Genomic DNA, 22,577 nt, shown 5'->3' on the forward strand with positions numbered 1-22,577 from the left:
CGGATCACCCGTCCGCGCTGCTGGGACGCCTGGCGCGGCTCGGCTGTACCCGCATCGGTTCGCCCGGCATCTTCGGGTAGTCCGGGGGATAGGGCAGGTCGCCGACGCCCTGGTCCTTCGCCTGCCGCTCGGCCAGCTCCAGCAACGGCTCGATGCCGAACGCGTGGTCGGAGATCCCGGCGTGCTTGTCACCGACCTGGCGGAAGCGGGCCGGCATGGTCAGCACGTCGAAGTCGGTCGGGTGGACGTCGGGCAGCTCGTCCCAGTCGACCGGCGCCGAGACCGGCGCGTGGGGCTTGGGCCGGATGGAGTACGCCGAGGCGATCGTGCGGTCCCGGGCCATCTGGTTGTAGTCGATGAAGATCTTCTCGCCGCGCTCCTCCTTCCACCACGACATCGTCACGCGGTCGGGGAGGCGCCGTTCCAGCTCGCGGCCGAAGGCGATGACCGCGCGGCGCACCTCGGGGAAGGTCCAGCGCGGCTGGATCGGGACGTAGACGTGCACCCCGCGGCCGCCGGAGGTCTTCGGCCAGCCCTGCATGCCGCACTCGGCCAGCAGCTCGCGCACGTGCGGCGCCACCCGGACGGCGTCGGAGAAGTCGGTGCCCGGCTGCGGGTCCAGGTCGATGCGGATCTGGTCCGGCGACTCGACGTCGGACTTCGACACCGGCCACGGGTGGAACGTCAGCGTGCCCAGGTTGGCGCACCAGGCGACGACGGCCACCGAGTCCGGCGCGATCTCGTCCGCCGTCCGCCCGCTGGGGAAGGTGATGTGCGCGGTCGGCACCCAGTCGGGGGCGTTCTTGGGCACCCGCTTCTGGTAGAAGGCGTCGCCGGTGTTGTCCATGCGGGTGGACAGCCGCGCGCCCTCGAACACCCCACCCGGCCAGCGCTCCAGCGTCGTCGGCCGGTCCCGCAGCGCGTGCAGGATCCCGCCGCCCACGGCGATGAAGTACTCGACGACGTCGATCTTGCGGATGCCGCGTTCGGCGAAGTACGGCTTCTCCGGGCTGGAGACCCGCACCTCGTGCCCGTCGACCTGCAGCAGGACGGCGTCCTTCGACGGCGCCATCAACGACCCGATCCCGCGGAACTGATCACCCGGCGCACCCTAGGGCGCTCCGGCCGGGCACGTCAGCCGTCCTGCGGCACCACCACTCAGGCGGGGCAGGTCAGCCCGTCCTGCGGCACCACCAGGTCGATGAGGTAGGCGTTGACCGCGCCGGTCACGCAGTCGGTCTTCGGGTAGGCGGTGTGGCCCTGCCCCTGCCAGGTGAGCAGGACGCCGGAGGTGAGGTCCTCGGCCATGTCCACCGCGCCGGGCAGCGGGGTCACCGGGTCGCCGGAGTTGCCGATCACCAGGATCGGCGCGGCGCCCTCGGCGTCCCGCTCGGGGATGGGCGTGCGCTCGGCCTCCCACACCGTGCAGCGGTGCAGCCCCACGGCCGAGCCGGCGCCGAACAGCGGGAAGCGCTGGCCCCACTCGGCGGCGAGGGTGCGGACCTCCTCCTCGGGCACCGCCGTCGCCGGGTCGGTGTCGGCGCAGTTGATCGCCTGGGCGGCGTCGAGCAGGTTGGTGTAGGTGCCGTCCTGCAGCCGACCTGCGTAGGCGTCGGCGAGGGAGAACAGCTGCTGGGAGTCACCGTTGCGAGCGGCGGCCAGGCCCTGCGCCAGCTGCGGCCACGAGTCGGTGCTGTACAGCGCCGAGAGGACGGCGGTCATGATCACGCCCGGCGTCGCCTGACGGGTCTCCCCGGCCAGCGCGCTGGGGATCGGCGCCGTCGCCGCCTGGTCCAGCAGCTCCTCCACGAAGCGGCGCGGGTCCGGGCCGAGCGGGCAGCCGGCGACCAGTCCGGTGCAGTTCGCCGCGAAGGCGTCGAAGCTGGCCTCCAGCGAGGTGGACTGCTGCTCGGCGTCTCCCCGCGGGTCGTCGTCCGGGTCGACGGCGGCGTCGAGCACCAGCGCCCGAACCCGGTCGGGGAACAGCTCGGCGTAGGTGGAGCCGAGGGTGGTGCCGTACGAGTAGCCGAGGTAGGTCAGCTGCTCGTCGCCGAGCGACTCCCGCAGCAGCTCCATGTCCCGCGCGGTGTCGACGGTGTTGAAGGTGCCCAGCGAGTCGGGGTACTGCTCAGCGCAGCCGTCGGCGATCTCCTGCTGCAGCGCGAAGGCCTCGTCGACCTGCTCCGGCGTGCTCGGCCGCGGCTCGGAGGCCACCATCCGGTCCTTGAGCTGCGGCGGGATGCACTCGACCGGCGTGGAGAGCCCGACGCCGCGCGGGTCGAAACCGACGACGTCGAAGCGGCGCAGCACGTCCTCGGGCAGCGTGAGCGCCGAGCCGATCGCGGCGTCGGCGCCCGAGCCACCCGGGCCGCCGGGGTTGATCACCAGCGAGCCGAGGCGGTCGGCCTGCTGGGCCCAGCGGGCGCGGACCAGGGTCAGCGGCAGCGTCTCGCCCTGCGGCTCGTCGTAGCTGATCGGCACCTCGGTGCGGCCGCACTCGAAGACCAGGTCGCGCTCGCTGCCCGGGGAGCCGGCCACCAGCTGGGAGATCTCGGCGTCGCAGTCGCTCCAGGCGATCTCCGCGGCCTGCGGCTCGGCCGGTGCCGAGGACGCCGAGGCCGACGCGTCCGCCGCGGTGTCCTCGGAGGAGGAGGTGCAGCCGGAGACCGCCAGGAGCAGGCCGGAGGCAGCGGCGACGAGGCCGCGGGACAGGCGCATGGGTCCCCAGGGTATGAGGCCCAGCCGGGCGGCGCAGGCACGGGCCCCGACCGGTGACCGGCCCCTCAGCCGAGCGTCACGCGACCGTCACCCGGCGAAGACCTCGGCCAGGTCGTAGCGCACCGGCACCTCCAACTGGTCGTAGGTGCAGCTGCGCGGCTCACGGTCGGGACGCCAGCGCAGGAACTGGCCGGTGTGCCGCAGCCGCCGCCCCTCCAGCTGGTCGTACTTGACCTCCACCACCAGCTCCGGGCGCAGCGGCACCCAGGAGAGGTCCTTGCCCGCGTTCCAGCGGCTCTGCGCGCCGGGCATCCGGTGCTCCTCGCCGTTGGCCCCGTTCGCGACCTCCGCGTTGGCCCAGTCCTGCCACGGGTGCCCGTCGAGCGCCTCGGCCCGGTAGGGCGCCAGTTCCTCGACCAGCTCGGCCCGCCGGGCCATCGGGAAGGACGCCGCGACGCCGATGTGCTGCAGGTCCCCGGAGTCGTCGAAGAGACCCAGCAGCAGCGACCCCACGATCGGCCCGCTCTTGTGCCAGCGGAAGCCGGCGACCACGCAGTCCGCCGTCCGCACGTGCTTGACCTTGGTCATCAGCCGCTGGTCGGGGCCGTAGGGCAGATCCGGTGCCTTGGCCACGACGCCGTCCAGCCCGGCGCCCTCGAACTGCTCGAACCAGCGCTGCGCGGTCGCGGGGTCCTGGGTGATCGCCGTGACGTGGACCGACTCCGTGCCGGTCACGACCTCCTGCAGCCGGGCCCGCCGCTGCGCGAACGGCACCTCGAGCAGCGACTCGTCGCCGACCGCGAGCAGGTCGAAGGCCACGAAGGAGGCCGGCGTCTGCTCGGCCAGCAACCGGACGCGGGACTCGGCCGGGTGGATGCGCTGCAGCAGCGCCTCGAAGTGCAGCCGGTCGCCGTTGGGGACGACGATCTCGCCGTCGACCACGCAGCGCTCGGGCAGCGCCGCCTTGACCGCCTCGACCACCTCGGGGAAGTAGCGGGTCAGCGGGCGCTCGTTGCGGCTGCCCAGCTCCACCTCGTCGCCGTCCCGGAAGACGATGCACCGGAAGCCGTCCCACTTCGGCTCGTAGAACACGCCCTCGGCGATGGGCACCTTGGTCACGGCCTTGGCCAGCATCGGCTTCACCGGCGGCAGGAGGGGCAGGTCCATGCCGGTCAGTCAAGCAGTCACCGCCCACGGACGGCGGCGTGCGGCCGGCTCAGTAGCTGAACGTGGTGGCGCCCTCGTCGCCGATCCACTCCCACAGGGGAACCGTGCCGGCGAGCTCGGCGCCCTTGACCAGCCCGGCGGCGTCCAGCTGCTTGGCGTTGAAGCAGATCGGGCAGACGAACAGCCGCCCGCCGGCCGCGGCGTAGCGCTCGAAGAGGCTGGTCAGCGGGGGACAGCCCTCGCACGCGGTCCCGACGGCCACCCCGTCCAGGGCCAGCCGCACGGCCTCCTTGGCCAGGAACATCGCGGTCGGACGGCCGGACTCGGCCGCTCCCACGGCCATGAGCATCGCGACGGTGACCGTCTCCGCGTCCTCGAGTCCGGTCCTCAGGCTGACCACTGCCTTGCCCATGGCTCCTCCTCGCACGGTCGGGGAGGCGGACGCTAGGGGCGGCCGGGTGGCCGGCGCAGGAGTCGGAGGTCCCGCGGCAGTGGTCATGGCGTTCTGGGGGACGACGCCCCGGGCTGCCCGCCGACCGTGATCGCGACCCGCGCGCCGCGGTGGCCGTCCTCGTGCTGCAGCGCACGGACGATGACCGCACCGCGAGGACCGGGGCTCGAGCGCAGGCCGAGCGGGCAGCTGGGCCAGGGAACGAGGGCACGCCGCGAGTAGACTAAGTGACATGACCACGTCGGTCGGCGTGCACGAGGCCAAGACGCACCTGTCGCGACTGCTGGAGAAGGTCGCCGCCGGTGAGGAGGTCGAGATCACCAACCGCGGCCGGGTGGTCGCCCGGCTGGTCGGGCCGGCGCGGCGGACGCCGAACTTCGGCTTCGACCGCGGCAGGGTGTGGCTCGCCGATGACTTCGACGAGCTGCCCGAGGACCTGCGGCGGGCGTTCGAGGGCGAGGAGTGAGGGTCCTCCTCGACACGCACGTCCTCGTGTGGGCGGCGACGACACCGGAGCGGCTGGGATCCGACCTGGCAGTGATCGAGGACGCCGACCGCCGGATCGTCTCGGCCGTCTGCGTCTGGGAGCTGGCGATCAAGCTGGGCCTGGGCAAGCTCTCGCTCGGGTCCGACGTCCGGACCTGGGTGCGACGGGTCACCAGCGAGCTCGTGCTCGACCACCTCCCGGTCACCGCCGACCACGCCGCCGCGGTCGAGCACCTGCCCGACGTCCACCGCGACCCGTTCGACCGGCTCCTCGTCGCCCAGGCCGTCGCCGAGGGGGCGGTGCTGCTCACCTCGGACCACCGGCTCACGGCGTACGGCGACGCCGTCCGGCTGGTGGGCTGACCCGTGTCCCGGTCGAGGACGGACGACGCAGCGGCGTGGGCGCTGGCCGCGCTCATGGTGGTCAGCGGGGTCACCCACTTCACGAAGCCCGGCTACTACCGGGGCCTGGTGCCGTCGTGGCTGCCGGCGCGGTCCGCGCTCGTCGCGGTCAGCGGACTGGCCGACGTCGCGGTCGGCGTCCTCGTCGCGGCGCCCGCGACCCGCCGGACCGGCGCGCGGGCGACCGCAGCGCTGATCACGACCTACCTGCCCGCGCACCTGGAACCGCTGCGCCACCGGCACACCGCGCAGCGGGCGTTCGACCGGCCGGTCGGCGTCGCCGCGCGGGTCGTCGTCAACCTGGGCTACGTCGCCTGGGCAGCGGCGGTCGCCCGGCGGGCTACCGGTCGACCGCGTACCGGGTGAACAGCACGCCGTCCTCCTCGAGCACCTGCACCAGCCGGGGGCGGACGACGTCGGTCAGCGCGCCGGCCAGCAGCCGGTCCGGGCTGCCGACCAGCGCCGGTGCGATCGACAGGTCCAGCTCGTCGACCACCCCGGCCGCCAGCGCCGCCGACAGCAGCGCCGGCCCGCCCTCGCACAGCACCTGCTCCAACCCCCGCTCGGCGAGCGCGTCGAGCGCGGTGGGCAGGTCGACGTCGTCCTCCCCGCAGACCAGCACGGTCACGCCGACGTCGGCCAGGGCTGCCCGCCGGCCGGCGTCGGCGGCCGCGCAGGTGACCAGGACGGTCGACGGCACGGCGAGCCGGTCCCCGGGCGCGAGCGACGCCCGCCGGGACACCACGGCGACCGGCGCCGATGCCGGCCGGCCGATCGCCGTCCGCAGCCGGCCGACGGCGGGGTCGGCGTCCACCGGGCGGTAGCCCTCGGCCGCCGCCGTCCCGTGCCCGACGAGGACGACGTCGGCGAGCGCCCGCAGCGTGCGGAACACCCGCTTGTCGCCGGGCGAGCCGAGGCCGCCGCTGCGGCCCTGCACCGTGATCGAGCCGTCCAGCGAGGCGACGAAGTCCACGCGCAGCGACCGCCCGGCCGGCAGCCGGTAGGCCTCGACCAGTGCGTCGTCGTCGAGGTCCTCCGTGTCCTCCCCACCCGCCCCGGGCAGCAGCCGGCGCACGTCAGGCGGTGGTCAGCACGGCCGCGCTCTCGGCCGGCATCGTCACCGTGGTCCCGGCGAGGTCCGGCTGGTTCCCGGTCGCGAGGAGGACGCCGGTCGCTGCGCGGTCGAGGTCCACCTCCCGCGCGTCGCCGGACAGGTTGACCACCACGCGCAGCACGCCGCGGTGCACGACCAGCCAGCGGTCCTCGTCGTCCCAGGCGACCTCCACCTGCGACAGGTCGGGGTCGACCAGGTCGGGGTGCTCCCTGCGCAGCGCCAGCAACGCCCGGGTGGTCGCGAGCAGCCGGGCGTGCGGCTCCCGCGCCACCTCCGACCAGTCCAGCTTGGAGCGGCTGAAGGTCTCCGGGTCCTGCGGGTCGGGCACCTCGTCGGCGTCCCACCCGTGCTCGGCGAACTCGCCCTTGCGCCCCTCGGCCGTCGCCCGGCCGATCTCCGGGTCGGTGTGGCTGGTGAAGAACTGCCACGGCGTCGAGGCGCCCCACTCCTCGCCCATGAAGAGCATCGGGGTGAACGGGCTGGTGAGCACCAGCGTCGCGCCGACGGCGAGCAGGCCGGGGGAGAGGGACGCCGAGATGCGGTCGCCCACCGCGCGGTTGCCGATCTGGTCGTGGTCCTGCAGGTAGCCGAGGAACTTCCAACCCGGCAGCAGCGCGGTGTCGACCGGCCGGCCGTGGTGCCGGCGGCGGAAACTGGAGTACGCGCCGTCGTGGAAGAACGCGCCGGTCAGCGTCTTGGCCAGCCCGGACAGACCCGCCGCGGCGAAGTCGCCGTAGTAGCCCTGGCCCTCACCGGTGAGCACCGAGTGCAGCGCGTGGTGGAAGTCGTCGCTCCACTGGGCGTGGATACCCGTGCCGTTGGCCACCCGCGGGGTGACCATCCGCGGGTCGTTGAGGTCGCTCTCGGCGATGAGCGTCAGCGGCCGGCCGAGCGCCACCGACAGCCGGTCGACCTCCTGCGCCATCTCCTCGAGCACGTGGGTGGCGCGCTCGTCGACCAGCGCGTGGACGGCGTCCAGCCGCAGCCCGTCGACGTGCATGTCGCGCAGCCACATCAGCGCGTTGTCGAGGATGTAGCGCCGCACCTCGTCGGAGTCCGGGCCGGAGAGGTTGACCGAGCTCCCCCAGGTGTTGGCGCCGCCCTCGCTGAAGATCGGCATGAACAGCGGCAGGTAGTTCCCGGACGGGCCGAGGTGGTTGTAGACGACGTCCTGGATGACGCCGAGACCGCGCTGGTGGCAGGCGTCGACGAAACGCTGGTAGGCCGCGGGGCCGCCGTAGCTCTCCTGCACCGTGTACCAGAGGACGCCGTCGTAGCCCCAGTTGTGCGTGCCGTCGAAGCCGTTGACCGGCAGCAGCTCGACGAAGTCGACGCCGAGGTCGACGAGGTGGTCGAGCTTCCCGATGGCGGCGTCGAGGGTGCCCTCGGGCGTGAAGGTGCCGACGTGCATCTCGTAGACCACGCCCCCGGCCAGCGGGCGGCCGGTCCAGGCGCGGTCGCCCCACTCGTACGAGGCGGGGTCGTAGCGGCGGGACAGCCCGTGCACGCCTTCGGGCTGGCGGCGCGAGCGCGGATCCGGGCGCGGTGTGTCGTCGCCGCCGAGCAGGAAGCCGTAGTCGGCCTCCGGGCCGGCCTCGACCTCCGCGCGCCACCAGCCGCCCTCCTCCCGGCGCATGTCGTGCACCGACCCCTCGACCTGCAGCCGGACCCGTTCCGGGACCGGCGCCCAGACGGCGAACTCGACGGCAGCGGACATGCAGGGGCCTCCAGAGGACTGATGGGTGGTGCGGGGGGTCATGCCCCCGCGGACGGCCGCCAACCACGCGATCCCGGCGTGCCATGCGCCACTGGCCATCCGGACCGTCGTGGTGTCGTTACCGTGCGCACCCACCGGTGCCGGAGGGCACCACCCCGCCCCGAGGAGCGCCATGAGCCGCGCCATGAACACGGTCCGCACCGTCGTCTTCCCAGCACTGCGCCTGCTGGTGTGGACCGTCATCGCCGTCGCCCTCGTGGTGCTCGCCTTCCGCGGCGGCACCGGCGAGGCGGCGCCGGCTTCGGGCGGGGCGCCGCCGGTCGACCTGACGTCCCCCGTGGTCCCCGTCGCCCGCGGCACGGTCGCCAACACCGTCACCGTCCAGGGCACCGTCGTCGCCGACGCCACCGTCCCGGTCAAGGCCACCAAGGCCGGCACGGTCCGGCGGGTGCTGGTCGGGGCCGGCGACGTCGTCGACGAGGGTGACGCGGTGCTCGAGGTCCGCTGGGAGGAGGAGCGCGAGCCGGTCGCCGGCACCGACGCCGACGGCAACCCCACCAGCACGCCCCGCGCGCCGCTCGTCCGGACGGCGAGCGTCCCCGCGCCCACGGCCGGCACCGTCACCGCCGTCGACGTGCTGGTCGACCAGGTCGTCGCGGTCGGCGACCGGGTCGCCGGCATCTCACCGGGTTCGCTGTCGGTCACCGCGACGCTGACCCAGGACGACCAGTTCCGGCTGCTCGCGCCGCCGTCCACCGCGCAGGTCGAGGCGCAGGGCGGGCCCGCCCCCTTCACCTGCACCGACCTCACGCTGGGCGCCCCTGCCCCGACGGACGGCGCCGGCGGCGACCAGGCCACCGCCGGCGCCGACCCGGCGTCCACCGGGTCCGGGCAGGGCGGCACGACCGCCCGCTGCCGTGTCCCCGCCGGGACGACGGTGTTCGCCGGCATGGCCGCCACCGTGGTCGTGGACGCCGGGGTCGCCGAGGACGTGCTGGTCGTCCCGGTGACCGCGGTCCAGGGCTCGGTGCAGCAGGGCAACGTCTGGGTGGTCGGGGCCGACGGCACCCAGGAGCAGCGCGCCGTGGTGCTCGGGATGACCGACGGCGACCAGGTCGAGGTGCGCGAGGGCCTGGCCGAGGGCGATGAGGTGCTCGCGTTCGTGCCGGTGCCCGACGACACCGTGGAGAGCCCGGGCATGGCGGGGCCGTTCGGATGAGCGAGCGTGCGAGCTCATCGATGGGCAGTGCAGCCCGGCGGACGCCGGCGACGAGCGCCAGCGAGGAGGCGGCGTGAGCCTCCTGTCGCTGCGCGGCATCAGCCGCGAGGTCGCGCTGCCCGACGGCGGCGTGCTGCCGATCCTCACCGGGGTCGACCTCGAGGTCGCCGCGGGCGAGCACGTGGCGATCGTCGGCCGGTCCGGGTCGGGCAAGTCGACGCTGCTCAACATCCTCGGGTTGCTCGACACCCCCACTGGCGGGGAGTACCTGCTCGACGGGGAGCCGACCGACGCGCTGCGGGCCCGCCGCCGCGCCCGGCTGCGCGGCGAGGTGTTCGGGTTCGTCTTCCAGCAGTTCAACCTGCTGCCCCGGCGCACCGCGGAGGAGAACGTCGCCGCGCCGCTGCTCTACGCCCGTGGCCGCGACTACCTGCACCGGCGCCGGACGGCGCGCGACCTGCTCGACCGGGTCGGCCTGGGCGCGCGCGCCGACACCGTCCCCGAGCGGCTCTCCGGCGGCGAGCAGCAGCGGGTCGCCATCGCGCGGGCGCTGGTGCGCTCCCCGCGGGTCGTCCTCGCCGACGAGCCGACCGGCGCCCTCGACGTCGAGACCGGCGCCCAGGTGATGGCGCTGCTCGCCGAGGCCGCCGCGGAGGGCGGCGCCGCGCTGGTCACCATCACCCACGACCTGAACGTCGCCCGGCTGGCCGACCGTCGCTACCGGCTGGACGCCGGCCGGCTCACGCCGCTGGAGGACCCGACGCCGACCCTGGTCGCCCCGGCCCCTGCGCCCGCCCCGCTCGAGGAGGCGCTGCCGTGATCCCGGTGCTGGCCACCGTCGCCGAGGCGTGGAGCGAGGTGCGGGTGCACAAGGCACGCGTGGTGCTCTCCCTCGTCGGCGTCTTCCTCGCCGTCTTCGCCATGACGACGGTCACCGCGCTGGGTCTGCTCGTCGCCCAGGTGCAGCAGGAGCAGGGGGAGCGGATGGGCGGCCGCGCGGCGACCATCGCGGTCACCGCGTACGACCCGCAGACCGGGATGCCGCCGGCCGCGCAGGAGTGGGACGCCGCCGTCGCCGACCTCACCGAGCGGTACGGGATCACCGCCACGGCCAGCATCGGCTACGAGGAGACCCGCTTCCGGCTGCCCGGCGGCACCCAGGCCGTGCAGACCAAGCGAGTCTCGCCGTCCTACGGGCAGCTGCACCGCATCGAGCCGATCGAGGGCCGCTGGCTGCGCGAGGGCGATCGCGCCAGCCTGGCCCCGGCCGTCGTCGTCAACGAGGCGTTCCTCGGCGCGCTCGGCGTCCCGGACCTCTCCTCGCAGCCGACGGTCGTCATCGGCGGCCGCACCCCGGTGCGCGCGGCGGTCGTCGGCGTCGTCCGCGAGGGGTACGCCGACGAGCTGCTCGCCTACCGGGTGGACCGCTCGGCCGGCCCGTGGGACGCGCCGCGCGCGGCCGACCCGTCGGAGACGGTGTCCGGCCCACCCACGCTGGAGCTCTGGGTGCCGCCGGAGCAGGCCGACGAGGTCATGGCGGTGGTCACCAACGACCTCGGGCTCGCGCTCGGCGGCGTGCAGGTCGACGCCTACCGGCAGGACTCGCAGGGCCTGGAGGAGACCCTCGGCATGCTGCGCCTGGCGATCCGCGGGGCCGGCGTCGTCGTGCTCGTCCTCGGCGGGCTCGGCGTGCTCAACATCGGGCTGGTGACGGTGCGCCAGCGGATCCGGGAGATCGGCGTCCGGCGCAGCTTCGGTGCGACCTCGGCGCGGGTCTTCTCCGCGATCGTGCTGGAGAGCGTCTGCGCCACGTTCCTCGCCGGGCTCGCCGCCGTGGCGCTGTCGGTCGTGCTGGTGCGCAACCTGCCGTTGGAGCGGCTGCTCAACAGCGGCGTCCCGCTGGCCGACACCCCCGGCTTCCCGGTGGCCGCGGCCGTGGAGGGGCTGGTCGCGGCGACCGCGGTGGGCGCGCTGGCCGGGCTGCTGCCCGCGGTCATCGCCGTCCGGGCGCGGGTCATCGACGCCATCCGCTTCTGAAGAAGGACCCCGCGGCCCCCACCGCTCGCAGGCTCGCGGCGGGACCCTGCAGCGGGGCCGTTCCAGTCCGTCGCCAGGCTCGGCGCAGGACCCGCAAGGGTGGCCGTTCCAGTCCGTCACCGGCACCCGGCGGCCGGGGGAGTGCGTCCCCCGGCCGCCGGTCCGCCTCACGGCAGCTGCAGCACCTGGCCGACCGCGATGCGGTCCGGGCTGCTCAGCTGGTCGTCGTTGGCGGCGTACAGCGCCTGCCAGCCACCCGCGACGCCCTGCTCCGAGGCGATGCGGCCGAGCGTGTCACCGGCCTGCACCGTGTAGGTCCCGCCGGTGGCGGCCGGTGCGGGGGCGGCCACCAGGGCCGATGCGGCCGGAGCCGAACCCGCCTCGGGGGCGGAGGGGTCCAGACCCTTGCCGCAGGTCGGCCAGGCACCCGGGCCCTGCACGTCGAGCGTGCGCTCGGCGACGGCGATCTGCTGCGCCTCGGTGGCCAGGTCGGCGCGCGGCGCGTACTCGGTGCCGCCGAACGCGGCCCAGGTGCTCTGGCTGAACTGCAGGCCGCCGTAGTAGCCGTTGCCGGTGTTGATGGCCCAGTTGCCGCTGGACTCGCACTGGGCGACGGCGTCCCAGTCGTTGGGGGCCGCCGCCGAGGCCGGGGCGGCGAGGACGCCGAGGGACACGGCGGCAGCGCCGCCGAGCACCACGGCGCCGCGGCGCAGGGCGCGTGCGGGCATGCGGGAAGACGAGGACGAACGCATGGAGGACTCCCGATCCGCCGCCTGCGAGGTGAGCTGTCGGGTTCGGAGCGATCGGTGCCCCGGCCGTGCGCGCACGGCTTCACCCCGAGGTGCCCGGCCGGACCGGCCGGACACCGAGATGGGTCCCCCACCCCCGTCCTGGCTGTGCAGGAGGTACGGCGGCCGACGGACGGGGTTCGGCGGATCGGCTCCGGCACCCGGTCCCGGACGGGGGGTGCCGGGACAAGGTAACGGTCAGGTCACGGCGGTTCACCTCGTGCCCCCGGGGCAACGGGGGTGACACGGCCGGCCGTCGGGACCGGGAGCGAACGGATCACCTGGTCACGTCCCCGCGGGCGCGCGTGCACCCGCGGGGACGTGAACTGCGTCTCAATCCGGCCGCCTGTGGCCCCGTCCAGGGCCCTGGCCCCCTGCAGGGCCCCGCCGCGAGCCTGCGAGCGGTGGGGGGCAGGGGGTCCTTCTTCAGTCGCGGACGAGCAGGGCCACCGGGAGCCGCTCGAGGAGTCCCGCCACCGGCAGCCCCTCGGCGTCGGAGACGAACCGGCCGCCGGTGAGCAGGTCCCGCCAGGCCCCGGTCGGCAGCTGCAGCGCGGTGTCGCCCCAACCGACGATCGACAGGCCCACGGGCAGCCGGGTCGCCACGGGCACCACACCGCCCCGGTCGAAGGCGAGCAGGTGCTCGGCGGCGACCCCGGTCGCCGCCACCGGCTCGTACCCGGCGAACCACTCCGGGTGCTCCCGCCGCGCCCGCAGCACGCGGGAGACGACGAGCAGCTTCGCCGCGCCGGTCTCGTCGACCGGGGGGACCTCGCCGGCGTCCAGCTGCGCCAGCAGCCGGCGGCGTTGCTCGTAGTCGACCGGACGGCGGTTGTCCGGGTCGACCAGGGAGAGGTCCCACAGCTCGGTGCCCTGGTAGACGTCGGGAACGCCGGGCATCGTCAGCTGCAGCAGCTTCTGCGCCAGCGAGTTGGACCGGCCGAACGGCGCGATGCGGGCGACGAACCGCTCGATCTCGGCGTTCGTCCGCTCGTCGTCGTAGGCGGCGTCGACCATCTCCTGCAGCGCCGTCTCGAACTCCTCGTCGACGTCGGTCCACGTCGTCGACGTCCCCGCCTCGCGGGCCGCCTTCTCCGCGTAGCCGTGCGCCCGCTCGCGGGACAGCGGCCAGGCGCCGACCAGGTTCTGCCACACCAGGTGCGCCAGCGGCCGGTCGGGCAGCGGGTGCCGGGTCAGCAGCCCGCGGACCAGGTCGGCCCACTCGGCGCCCAGCTCGGCGAGCACGGCCAGCCGGGCGCGGGTGTCCTCGCTGCGCTTGGTGTCGTGGGTCGACAGCGTGGTCATCGACGCGGGCTTGCGCTCCACGCGGCGCTGCTGCGCCTCGTGGAACTCCTGCACCGTGCTGCCGAACCGCGCCGGGTCGCCGCCGACCTCGTTGAGCACCACGAACCGCGCCCACCGGTAGTAGGCGCTGTCCTCGACGCCCTTGGCCATGACCGGGCCGCTGGTCTGCTCGAAGCGGGTCGCCGCCTCGGTCCCGGCCTGGGAGAGCACCGGGTGCAGCGCGTCCACCGCGGCGGCGAGGTCGGGACGGCGCTCCCGCACGGCGGCCACGGTGGCGTCCAGGTGCTCGCGCCCGTCGGGCAGGTAGGTGCGGTAGACCGGGAAGCTGGCCAGCAGCTCGGCCAGCGCCTCGGTCTGCTGCTCCCGAGGAACGCCGGGCAGCTCGCCGATGACCCGCACCAGCCGGGCCACCTCCGAGCCGAGGATCCCGTCGGTCACCTCGCGCTTGCAGTCGTGCACCAGCCGCGCGTAGTCGACCGGCGCGCCCGTGAGCTCGGTGTCCAGCGCGCTCAGCACCGCCTCCCCGGCCGGGTCGACCAGCACGTCGTCGACCTCGGCGAGGGCGTCGTAGCCCGTCGTCCCGGCGGTCCGCCACGACTCCGGGAGGTCCTCCCCGGGCTCGAGGATCTTCTCCACCACGGTCCAGCGGCCGCCGGAGGCCTCGGCCAGCCGGTCGAGGTAGCCCTTGGGGTCGGCCAGGCCGTCGGGGTGGTCGATGCGCAGTCCGTCGACCGCGCCCTCCTCGACCAGTTGCAGCACGAGCCGGTGCGTCGCCTCGAAGACCGCCGGGTCCTCCGTGCGCAACCCGGCCAGGGTGTTGATCGCGAAGAACCGGCGGAAGTTGAGGTCGCGGTCGGCGCGCCGCCAGTCGACCAGCTCGTAGTGCTGCCGGTCGTGCACCTCCTGCGGGGTCCCGCGCTCGGTGCCCGGCGCGACGGGGAAGCGGTTGTCGTAGTAGTGCAGCTCCGGGCCGTCCGGTGTCTCGACGACCTCGAGCTTCTCGACGTCGTCCGCCGACCCGAGCACCGGGATGCGCACCCGGCCGCCGCCGAAGTCCCAGTCGACGTCGAAGGCGGCCGCGTGCGCGCTGTCCCGCCCGTGCTTGAGCACGTCCCACCACCAGGGCGCCTCGGCCGGGTCGGCGACCCCCATGTGGTTGGGCACCAGGTCGAGCACCAGGCCGAGGCCGTGCTCGTGCAGCGCCGCGACCAGCCGGTCGAAGCCGGGCCGACCGCCGCGCGACTCGTCGATGTGCGCGTGGTCGACGGTGTCGTAGCCGTGCGTGCTGCCCGACGCCGACCGCAGCAGGGGTGAGGCGTAGGCGTGGCTGACCCCGAGGTCGGCCAGGTAGCCGGCGAGGGACGCGGCGTCGTCCAGCGTGAAGTCGGCGGTGACCTGCAGCCGGTAGGTCCCGGTGGGGACGTCCCGGCGGCGGGCGGCGCTGTCCGGCGGCTCGGCCGCCGGTCCCGTGGACACCCTCACGACCGGCGCGGCGCGCTGAGCACGACCATCGAGCGGTCCTGCAGCGTCAGCGACTCGCCCGGTTTGAGCTCGCGGGGCTCCACCGCGCCCATCTCGGCGGTGTCGACGACGACGGTCCACGCCTGGGCGTACTCCTCCGACGGCAGGGTGAACTCGATCGGCTCGTGGTGGGCGTTGAAGGCCAGGTAGAAGTGGTCGTCGACCACGTACTCCCCGCGCTCGTCGGTCTCCCGGATGCCGTGCCCGTTGAGGTACATGGCGATCGTCTTGGCGTAGCCGGCGTCCCAGTCGTCCTCGGTCATCAGGTCGCCGGACGGGGTCAGCCAGGCGACGTCCTGCACCGGGTCCTCCGCGCCGCGGCGCACCGGGCGGCCGTGGAAGAACCGGCGGCGGCGGAACGTCGGGTGGTCGTGGCGGAGTTTGGTGACCAGCTTGGTGAACCCCTGCAGCCCCTCGTCCACCTCGTCCCAGTGGATCCAGGTCAGCGGCGAGTCCTGGCAGTAGCCGTTGTTGTTGCCCTGCTGGGTGCGGCCCAGTTCGTCGCCGTGCAGCAGCATGGGGACGCCCTGGCTGAGCATCAGCGTGGCCAGGAAGTTGCGCCGCTGCCGGGCGCGCAGGTTGAGCACCTTCTTGTCGACGGTCGGGCCCTCGACGCCGCAGTTCCAGCTGCGGTTGTGGCTCTCGCCGTCGTTGTTGCCCTCGCCGTTGGCCTCGTTGTGCTTCTCGTTGTAGGAGACCAGGTCGTTGAGGGTGAACCCGTCGTGCGCGGTGACGAAGTTGATGCTCGCCACGGGGCGCCGGCCGGAGTGCTGGTAGAGGTCGGCCGAGCCGGTGAGCCGGCTGGCGAACTCGCCGATGGTGGAGGGCTCGCCGCGCCAGAAGTCGCGGACGGTGTCGCGGTACTTGCCGTTCCACTCGGTCCACAGGGCCGGGAAGTTGCCGACCTGGTAGCCGCCCTCGCCGACGTCCCACGGCTCGGCGATGAGCTTCACCTGGCTGACCACCGGGTCCTGGTGCACCAGGTCGAAGAAGGCCGACAGCCGGTCGACGGCGTGCAGCTCGCGGGCCAGCGTGGAGGCCAGGTCGAAGCGGAACCCGTCGACGTGCATCTCGGTGATCCAGTACCGCAGCGAGTCCATGATCAGCTGCAGCGCCTGCGGGGTGCGGGCGTTGAGCGAGTTCCCGGTGCCCGTGTAGTCCATGTAGTACTGCGGGTCGTCCTCGACCAGCCGGTAGTAGGCCCGGTTGTCGATGCCCTTGAACGACAGCGTGGGGCCGAGGTGGTTGCCCTCGGCGGTGTGGTTGTAGACGACGTCGAGGATGACCTCGATGCCCGCCTCGTGCAGGGTGCGGACCATCCCCTTGAACTCCTGCACGTGCATGCCGTTGTCGGTGTTGCTCGCGTACTCGTTGTGCGGCGCGAAGAACCCGATCGTGTTGTAGCCCCAGTAGTTGCGCAGGCCCTTCTGCTGGAGGGTGTCGTCCTGCACGAACTGGTGCACCGGCATGAGCTCGACGGCGGTCACGCCGAGTTCCTGCAGGTAGGAGATGACGGCCGGGTGCGCGATGGCGGCGTAGGTGCCGCGCAGCTCCTCCGGGACGTCGGGGTGGGTCATCGTCAGGCCCTTGACGTGGGCCTCGTAGATGACCGTCTTGTGGTACGGCGTCCGCGGCGGCCGGTCGACGCCCCAGTCGAAGTACGGGTTGACGACGACGGACTTCGGCATGTGCTCGGCCGAGTCGTCGTCGTTGCGCTCACCGCTGTCGAAGTCGTAGCCGAAGACCGACGGGTCCCAGTCGATCTGGCCGTCGATCGCCTTGGCGTAGGGGTCGAGCAGCAGCTTGTTGGGGTTGCAGCGCAGGCCCTGGGACGGGTCGTAGGGGCCGTGCACCCGGTAGCCGTAGCGCTGCCCGGGCTGGATGCCGGGCAGGAAGGCGTGCCAGACGTAGCCGTCCATCTCGGGGAGCCGGATGCGCTCCTCGTTGCCGTGGTCGTCGAAGAGGCACAGCTCGACCTTCTCGGCGACCTCGCTGAAGATCGCGAAGTTGGTGCCGGTGCCGTCGTAGGTCGCGCCGAGGGGGTAGGCGGTTCCAGGCCAGACCTGGTTCATGGACGGGGTCCTCCTGTGCTGGCGCCCCCGGACGCCGGGGGCCGGTGGCCTCCCCGCCGCGGGGCGTCGTCGGGGAGGTCGGTGCGCGTGGTGTTCCGGACCGTCCTGCCCGAGCGCGCCGCCGTCCAACCCTCTCCGAGGTCAGGGCTCGGAGACGTCGGTCACGCCCCCGGAGGGAGGAGCCGTGGTGGGACGACGACGCCCCCCGCGGAGGTCTCCGTGGGGGGCGTCGTGCGCAGGTCCGGCCGGGGCAGTGACGCCGGGTCCGACCTCGTCCTGGGCGCAGGGCCCCGGGTGGCACTGGTCCTCGGCGGTGACCGCTCCTGCGACCGGGGACGCTAGGCGGCGACCCCAGCACGTGCAAGCACCGGACGCCAGCCCCGCAGTCCCACTCGTCCCTCGCGTCCGCCCACCGCTCACGGACGGCTTCCTGTCACTGGGGGGTCGTACCGTCGACCCCGTGCGCACGACCACCGACCTCCGGCCCACCCGCGGGCGTTTCCGCGTCGTCAGCGAGTTCGAGCCCTCGGGCGACCAGCCGGCCGCGATCGAGGCGCTGGCCGAGCGGGTCAACTCCGGCGCGACCGACACCGTCCTGCTCGGTGCGACCGGTACCGGCAAGTCGGCGACGACGGCCTGGCTGATCGAGCAGGTCCAGCGGCCGACGCTGGTGATGGCCCCGAACAAGACGCTGGCCGCGCAGCTGGCCAACGAGTTCCGGGAGCTGCTGCCCGACGCCGCGGTGGAGTACTTCGTCTCGTACTACGACTACTACCAGCCCGAGGCCTACGTCCCGCAGACCGACACCTACATCGAGAAGGACTCCTCGATCAACGAGGAGGTCGAGCGGCTGCGGCACTCCGCCACCAACAGCCTGCTCACCCGGCGCGACGTCGTCGTCGTCTCCACCGTCTCCTGCATCTACGGCCTGGGGACGCCGGAGGAGTACGTCGACCGGGCGCTGAAGATCAAGGTGGGGGAGGAGCGCGACCGCGACGAGCTGCTGCGCACCCTGGTCACCGAGCAGTACACCCGCAACGACCTCTCGTTCACCCGCGGCACCTTCCGGGTGCGGGGCGACACGATCGAGGTCTTCCCGGTGTACGAGGAGCTCGCCTGCCGGATCGAGATGTTCGGCGACGAGGTCGAGCGGCTGTACTACCTGCACCCGCTCACCGGTGAGGTGGTCCGCGAGGTCGACGAGCTGTTCGTCTTCCCGGCCACCCACTACGTCGCCGGCCCGGAGCGGATGGAGCGGGCGATCGCCTCCATCGAGGCCGAGCTCGAGCAGCGGCTGGCCGAGCTGGAGCGGCAGGGCAAGCTCCTGGAGGCCCAGCGGCTGCGCATGCGCACCACCTACGACATCGAGATGATGCGGCAGGTCGGGTTCTGCTCCGGCATCGAGAACTACTCGCGGCACATCGACGGGCGCGCCCCCGGCAGCGCCGGCGCCTGCCTCATCGACTACTTCCCCGACGACTTCCTGCTGGTCATCGACGAGTCGCACGTGACCGTGCCGCAGATCGGCGGCATGTACGAGGGCGACATGAGCCGCAAGCGGACGCTGGTCGAGCACGGCTTCCGGCTGCCCTCGGCCATGGACAACCGCCCGCTGAAGTGGGAGGAGTTCACCGACCGGATCGGGCAGACGGTGTACCTGTCGGCGACCCCGGGGCCCTACGAGCTCGGGCGGGTCCAGGGCGACGTGGTCGAGCAGGTCATCCGCCCGACCGGCCTGGTCGACCCGGAGGTCGTCGTCAAGCCGACCAAGGGGCAGATCGACGACCTGGTGCACGAGATCCGGGTGCGCACGGAGAAGGACGAGCGGATCCTGGTCACCACGCTGACCAAGAAGATGGCCGAGGACCTCACCGACTACCTGCTCGAGCTGGGCATCAAGGTCCGCTATCTGCACTCCGAGGTCGACACCCTGCGCCGGGTGGAGCTGCTGCGCGAGCTGCGGCAGGGCGAGTACGACGTGCTGGTCGGCATCAACCTGCTGCGCGAGGGCCTGGACCTGCCCGAGGTGTCGCTCGTGGCGATCCTCGACGCCGACAAGGAGGGCTTCCTGCGCTCCGGCACCTCGCTCATCCAGACGATCGGCCGCGCGGCGCGCAACGTCTCCGGCCAAGTGCACATGTACGCCGACACGGTGACCCCCTCGATGGCGCTGGCGATCGAGGAGACCAACCGGCGGCGGGAGAAGCAGATCGCCTACAACCGCGAGCACGGCATCGACCCGCAGCCGCTGCGCAAGAAGATCGTCGACATCCTCGACGGCATCTACCGGGCCGCGGAGGACGCCGAGAACATCGAGCTGGTCGGCGGCTCGGGCCGGCAGCAGTCCCGCGGCAAGGCGCCGGTGCCGGGGCTGTCGTCGAAGAAGGCGGGCAAGGCCGGCGGCATCGACGTCCAGGGCCTGCCGCGGGCCGAGCTGGCCGACCTCATCACGCAGATGAACGATCAGATGCTGGCCGCCGCCCGCGAGCTGCAGTTCGAGGTGGCCGCCCGGCTGCGCGACGAGCTGACCGAGCTGAAGAAGGAGCTGCGCCAGCTCGACGCCGCGCACGCCTGAGGAAGGACCCCTCTGCCCCCCGCCACTCGCAGGCTCGCGGCGGGACCCTGCAGAGGAGCCGCCCTCCGCTCGACCCGGATCGCGGCCACCGGGCCGGTGGTCCATGTCACGCCGGACGAATTGGTTTCCCTTCGAGGAATGCAACGCATCGCGGTAGCGTCATGGGGTAAGCAACCCGCTCGACGGCGGCCCTGCAGTGGGGGTCGGCGTCGGCGGTTCCGTGGAGGGGAGTATCCCCGCGCGGCGGTGTCGTCAGTACGGGGTCCCCATGGACCCCCGGCGCCGCTGGCCACCTCAGCAGTGAGGGGGCGGGAGAGACCTCTGGTTCGACATCGCGGCGCCTCGTGCGCCGCCGAGTCACCGGAGGTATCTGCCTTGGACGTGCCCTTCTGGGTCTGGGCCCTGACGATCGCCGCGATCGTCGGGATGCTGGTGTTCGACTTCGTCGGTCACGTGCGCACCCCGCACGCACCGACGCTGCGCGAGTCGGCGATCTGGTCGGCGGTCTACGTCGGCATCGCCGTGGTCTTCGGTCTGCTGGTCCTGTGGTTCTCCGGTGGTCAGTACGCCGGTGAGTACTTCGCCGGGTACATCACCGAGAAGAGCCTCTCGGTCGACAACCTCTTCGTGTTCGTCCTGATCATGGCCAGCTTCGCGGTCCCACGGGAGCTGCAGCAGAAGGTGTTGCTGTTCGGCATCGCTTTCGCCCTGGTCCTGCGGACGGCGTTCATCTTCGTCGGCGCGGCCGCCATCGAGCAGTTCAGCTGGATCTTCTACGTCTTCGGCGGGTTCCTCATCTGGACCGCGTGGGCGCAGGCGCGCAGCGGCGGCCACTCGCACGACGAGGAGTTCAAGGAGAACGCCGCGCTGCGGCTGGCCCGCAGGGTCTTCCCGACCACTGACGAGTACCACTCCGACAAGATGGTGACCAAGCTCAACGGCCGGCGGTACATCACCCCGCTGGCCATCGCCCTGGTCGCCATCGCCAGCGCGGACATCCTCTTCGCCGTCGACTCGATCCCGGCGATCTTCGGGCTGACCCAGGAGACCTACCTCGTCTTCACCGCCAACGCCTTCGCGCTGCTGGGCCTGCGGCAGCTGTTCTTCCTCATCGACGGCCTGCTCGACCGGCTGGTCTACCTGTCCTACGGGCTGGCCGTGATCCTCGGTTTCATCGGCGTGAAGCTGCTCATCCACGCCCTGCACGAGAACGAGCTGCCGTTCATCAACGGCGGTGAGCACGTCACGGTCATCCCCGAGGTGCCCACCTGGCTGTCGTTGACGGTCATCCTGGTCACGCTCCTCGTGACCACGGTGGCGAGCCTGGCGAAGAACCGGCGTGACGCGGCCCGCGGCCTCGAGTCGCCCACCGGCGCGGGGGACGCGGCGGCCGGCCGCGAGGGTCTGGCGGCGCAGGGGCCCGGCGACCGCGACCCGCGCGCGCGCCGTCCCGACGAGGTGCCGCCCTCGCCGCACGACGTGCCGGTGACCGGTGCCCCCGAGCCCGCGGGCAGCAGCTCCACGCGTCACCGCGGCTGACCGCCTCCGCACCACCACACCGGGCCCGTCCTCTCCCGAGGGCGGGCCCGGTGCCGTCTGCCGGCCGACCGTGACCAACGGCGCCAGGGAGATCACCCGGGACGTCGCGTCGAGGGACGACGAGCGGGCGGGTACGGTGGGCGCGGCTTCAGAAGGCCGCAGCCAGCGACGACTGCGCCGGTCCGGGGCCGTTCGATGGAGGGGAGTATCCCCCCGTGGCAGTGTCGTCATCACGAGGTCCCATGGCCTCCGGTGCTGCCGATCGCCGGCCCTCGGGCCGGCGGTGGGAGAGACCTCCGGTGCTGACACCTGCCTGTCCCCGGAGGAAATGGCCGTATGGAACTCCCCGTCTGGTTCGAGATCGCCACGTTCGTGGGCCTCACGGCCCTGCTGCTGGCCGACCTCGCCATCGTCGCGCGTCGCCCCCATGAGCCCTCCGTCAAGGAGGCGAGCATCTGGGTGAGCTTCTACGTGGCCCTGGCCCTGCTGTTCGGGCTGCTGCTGCTGAGCTTCACCAACGGCACCTACGCGACGGAGTTCTACGCCGGCTGGCTCACCGAGTACTCGCTGTCGGTGGACAACCTCTTCGTCTTCGTGATCATCATGGCCCGCTTCCGGGTGCCCCGGCACCTGCAGCAGGAGGCCCTGATGGTCGGCATCATCATCGCCCTGGTCCTGCGCGGCATCTTCATCCTGCTGGGCGCCGCGGTCATCGAGCGCTTCATCTGGGTCTTCTACATCTTCGGCGCGTTCCTCGTGTACACCGCCATCAACCTGGTGCGTCACCGCGGCGAGGACGAGGACTACGAGGAGAACGCGTTCATCCGGCGGATGCGCCGCGTGCTGCCGATGACCGACGACTTCCAGGGCGCCAAGGTCCGGGTCACCGAGAACGGCAAGAAGCTCTGGACGCCGATGGTCATCGTCTTCCTCGCCCTGGGGACGACGGACCTGCTCTTCGCGCTCGACAGCATCCCGGCGATCTTCGGCCTCACCCGGGAGCCGTTCATCGTCTTCACCGCGAACGTCTTCGCACTGATGGGCCTGCGGCAGCTGTACTTCCTGCTCGGCGGCCTGCTCAAGCGGCTGGTGTACCTGTCGCTGGGGCTGGCGGTCATCCTCGCCTTCATCGGCGTCAAGCTGATCCTCGAGGCCCTGCACGAGAACAACCTGCCGTTCATCAACGGCGGCGAGCACGTCGAGGCGGTCCCGACCATCCCGATCTGGCTGTCCCTCTCGATCATCCTCGGCGTCCTGCTCGTCGCCACCGTCGCGAGCCTGCTCAAGACCCGCGGTCAGCTGCCGGACGAGGACTCGGGCCCGGGAGCTCCGGACGTCGCGCCGGAGACCGCCGAGTCCGTGGCCACGGGTGGGCCGGCCGCGGCGGCGAAGGCCGAGGCGCGGCTCACGGTGGAGCCCGATGAGGAGACCCGCCGCCGCTGAGCCCCGCGCCCGGCGAGCACCAC

Annotated in this window: 18 protein-coding genes and 1 riboswitch; of the genes, 9 read left to right on the plus strand and 9 right to left on the minus strand. The window is 72.9% G+C overall.

The window, feature by feature from the left end; all coding sequences use genetic code 11:
- Positions 1 to 4: 4 nt before the first annotated feature.
- From ACWIX7_RS22255 to ACWIX7_RS22270, 4 genes are all read right to left on the minus strand, one after another.
- Entirely contained in the window at positions 5 to 1,072 is a 1,068-nt protein-coding gene (locus ACWIX7_RS22255) for a DNA polymerase domain-containing protein (RefSeq protein ID WP_448618575.1), read from the minus strand.
- A gap of 86 nt (positions 1,073 to 1,158) precedes the next feature.
- Positions 1,159 to 2,718, minus strand: coding sequence for an alpha/beta hydrolase (locus ACWIX7_RS22260; RefSeq protein ID WP_448618576.1), 1,560 nt, complete (start codon positions 2,716 to 2,718; stop codon positions 1,159 to 1,161).
- A gap of 87 nt (positions 2,719 to 2,805) precedes the next feature.
- Complete coding sequence (locus tag ACWIX7_RS22265) at positions 2,806 to 3,885, minus strand: ATP-dependent DNA ligase (protein WP_448618577.1); 1,080 nt, start codon at positions 3,883 to 3,885, stop codon at positions 2,806 to 2,808.
- Between the two features lie 49 nt (positions 3,886 to 3,934).
- Positions 3,935 to 4,297, minus strand: a complete 363-nt coding sequence (locus ACWIX7_RS22270; protein WP_448609179.1) for a peroxiredoxin — start codon at positions 4,295 to 4,297, stop codon at positions 3,935 to 3,937.
- A gap of 271 nt (positions 4,298 to 4,568) precedes the next feature.
- Between ACWIX7_RS22270 and ACWIX7_RS22275 the strand changes: the two genes are divergently transcribed.
- From ACWIX7_RS22275 to ACWIX7_RS22285, 3 genes are read left to right on the plus strand one after another with little or no spacing between them, the layout of a single operon-like run.
- Positions 4,569 to 4,802, plus strand: a complete 234-nt coding sequence (locus ACWIX7_RS22275; RefSeq protein WP_448618578.1) for a type II toxin-antitoxin system Phd/YefM family antitoxin — start codon at positions 4,569 to 4,571, stop codon at positions 4,800 to 4,802.
- The gene (locus ACWIX7_RS22280; RefSeq protein WP_448618579.1) at positions 4,799 to 5,185 is read left to right on the plus strand and encodes a type II toxin-antitoxin system VapC family toxin; all 387 of its coding nucleotides are present in this window, start codon (positions 4,799 to 4,801) and stop codon (positions 5,183 to 5,185) included. The genes ACWIX7_RS22275 and ACWIX7_RS22280 overlap by 4 nt, the downstream gene beginning before the upstream one ends.
- Positions 5,186 to 5,188: 3 nt before the next feature.
- On the plus strand, positions 5,189 to 5,590 hold the full coding sequence (locus tag ACWIX7_RS22285) for a DoxX family protein (RefSeq protein ID WP_448618580.1): 402 nt from the start codon (positions 5,189 to 5,191) through the stop codon (positions 5,588 to 5,590).
- Here the strand turns inward: ACWIX7_RS22285 and ACWIX7_RS22290 are convergent.
- Together ACWIX7_RS22290 and treZ are read right to left on the minus strand one after the other, a co-directional pair.
- A complete protein-coding gene (locus ACWIX7_RS22290; RefSeq protein WP_448618581.1) occupies positions 5,565 to 6,299 on the minus strand; it encodes a dihydrofolate reductase family protein in 735 nt (244 codons plus the stop codon). The genes ACWIX7_RS22285 and ACWIX7_RS22290 overlap by 26 nt on opposite strands.
- Position 6,300: 1 nt before the next feature.
- On the minus strand, positions 6,301 to 8,055 hold the full coding sequence (gene treZ / locus ACWIX7_RS22295) for a malto-oligosyltrehalose trehalohydrolase (RefSeq protein ID WP_448618582.1): 1,755 nt from the start codon (positions 8,053 to 8,055) through the stop codon (positions 6,301 to 6,303).
- A gap of 172 nt (positions 8,056 to 8,227) precedes the next feature.
- Here treZ and ACWIX7_RS22300 point away from each other — a divergent pair, with 172 nt between their 5' ends.
- The 3 genes from ACWIX7_RS22300 to ACWIX7_RS22310 all read left to right on the plus strand — a co-directional run bounded on the left by ACWIX7_RS22300 (position 8,228) and on the right by ACWIX7_RS22310 (position 11,311).
- A complete protein-coding gene (locus ACWIX7_RS22300) occupies positions 8,228 to 9,274 on the plus strand; it encodes an efflux RND transporter periplasmic adaptor subunit (RefSeq protein WP_448618583.1) in 1,047 nt (348 codons plus the stop codon).
- 73 nt (positions 9,275 to 9,347) lie between these two features.
- Positions 9,348 to 10,094 carry an ABC transporter ATP-binding protein gene (locus ACWIX7_RS22305; RefSeq protein WP_448618584.1) on the plus strand — a complete coding sequence of 249 codons (747 nt, stop codon included), beginning with the start codon at positions 9,348 to 9,350 and terminating at the stop codon, positions 10,092 to 10,094.
- The gene (locus ACWIX7_RS22310) at positions 10,091 to 11,311 is read left to right on the plus strand and encodes an ABC transporter permease (protein WP_448618585.1); all 1,221 of its coding nucleotides are present in this window, start codon (positions 10,091 to 10,093) and stop codon (positions 11,309 to 11,311) included. The genes ACWIX7_RS22305 and ACWIX7_RS22310 overlap by 4 nt, the downstream gene beginning before the upstream one ends.
- A gap of 167 nt (positions 11,312 to 11,478) precedes the next feature.
- Here the strand turns inward: ACWIX7_RS22310 and ACWIX7_RS22315 are convergent, their stop codons facing one another.
- The 3 genes from ACWIX7_RS22315 to glgX form a co-directional block, all read right to left on the minus strand.
- On the minus strand, positions 11,479 to 12,039 hold the full coding sequence (locus ACWIX7_RS22315) for a transglycosylase family protein (protein ID WP_448618586.1): 561 nt from the start codon (positions 12,037 to 12,039) through the stop codon (positions 11,479 to 11,481).
- A gap of 27 nt (positions 12,040 to 12,066) precedes the next feature.
- Positions 12,067 to 12,234, minus strand: a riboswitch (cyclic di-AMP (ydaO/yuaA leader).
- A gap of 291 nt (positions 12,235 to 12,525) precedes the next feature.
- On the minus strand, positions 12,526 to 14,880 hold the full coding sequence (treY, locus tag ACWIX7_RS22320; protein ID WP_448618587.1) for a malto-oligosyltrehalose synthase: 2,355 nt from the start codon (positions 14,878 to 14,880) through the stop codon (positions 12,526 to 12,528).
- A gap of 2 nt (positions 14,881 to 14,882) precedes the next feature.
- Complete coding sequence (glgX, locus tag ACWIX7_RS22325; RefSeq protein WP_448618588.1) at positions 14,883 to 16,997, minus strand: glycogen debranching protein GlgX; 2,115 nt, start codon at positions 16,995 to 16,997, stop codon at positions 14,883 to 14,885.
- A 460-nt stretch (positions 16,998 to 17,457) separates the two neighbouring features.
- Here glgX and uvrB point away from each other — a divergent pair, with 460 nt between their 5' ends.
- The 3 genes from uvrB to ACWIX7_RS22340 all read left to right on the plus strand — a co-directional run bounded on the left by uvrB (position 17,458) and on the right by ACWIX7_RS22340 (position 22,554).
- Positions 17,458 to 19,572 (plus strand): excinuclease ABC subunit UvrB, encoded by a 2,115-nt coding sequence (uvrB, locus tag ACWIX7_RS22330; RefSeq protein ID WP_448618589.1) that lies wholly within the window; start codon positions 17,458 to 17,460, stop codon positions 19,570 to 19,572.
- Positions 19,573 to 19,953: 381 nt separating this feature from the next.
- Positions 19,954 to 21,111, plus strand: a complete 1,158-nt coding sequence (locus ACWIX7_RS22335; RefSeq protein ID WP_448622182.1) for a TerC family protein — start codon at positions 19,954 to 19,956, stop codon at positions 21,109 to 21,111.
- A 336-nt stretch (positions 21,112 to 21,447) separates the two neighbouring features.
- Positions 21,448 to 22,554 carry a TerC family protein gene (locus ACWIX7_RS22340; RefSeq protein WP_448618590.1) on the plus strand — a complete coding sequence of 369 codons (1,107 nt, stop codon included), beginning with the start codon at positions 21,448 to 21,450 and terminating at the stop codon, positions 22,552 to 22,554.
- Positions 22,555 to 22,577: the final 23 nt, after the last annotated feature.

The organism is Geodermatophilus sp. URMC 65 (assembly GCF_053502545.1).

Bases quoted from the DNA above. Each gene is read 5' to 3' on its own strand.
- ACWIX7_RS22255 (WP_448618575.1), bottom strand. From the start codon at position 1,072: ATGGCGCCGTCGAAGGACGCCGTCCTGCTGCAGGTCGACGGGCACGAG.
- ACWIX7_RS22260 (WP_448618576.1), bottom strand. From the start codon at position 2,718: ATGCGCCTGTCCCGCGGCCTCGTCGCCGCTGCCTCCGGCCTGCTCCTG.
- ACWIX7_RS22265 (WP_448618577.1), bottom strand. From the start codon at position 3,885: ATGGACCTGCCCCTCCTGCCGCCGGTGAAGCCGATGCTGGCCAAGGCC.
- ACWIX7_RS22270 (WP_448609179.1), bottom strand. From the start codon at position 4,297: ATGGGCAAGGCAGTGGTCAGCCTGAGGACCGGACTCGAGGACGCGGAG.
- ACWIX7_RS22275 (WP_448618578.1), top strand. From the start codon at position 4,569: ATGACCACGTCGGTCGGCGTGCACGAGGCCAAGACGCACCTGTCGCGA.
- treZ (WP_448618582.1), bottom strand. From the start codon at position 8,055: ATGTCCGCTGCCGTCGAGTTCGCCGTCTGGGCGCCGGTCCCGGAACGG.
- ACWIX7_RS22300 (WP_448618583.1), top strand. From the start codon at position 8,228: ATGAGCCGCGCCATGAACACGGTCCGCACCGTCGTCTTCCCAGCACTG.
- ACWIX7_RS22315 (WP_448618586.1), bottom strand. From the start codon at position 12,039: ATGCCCGCACGCGCCCTGCGCCGCGGCGCCGTGGTGCTCGGCGGCGCT.
- glgX (WP_448618588.1), bottom strand. From the start codon at position 16,997: ATGAACCAGGTCTGGCCTGGAACCGCCTACCCCCTCGGCGCGACCTAC.
- ACWIX7_RS22340 (WP_448618590.1), top strand. From the start codon at position 21,448: ATGGAACTCCCCGTCTGGTTCGAGATCGCCACGTTCGTGGGCCTCACG.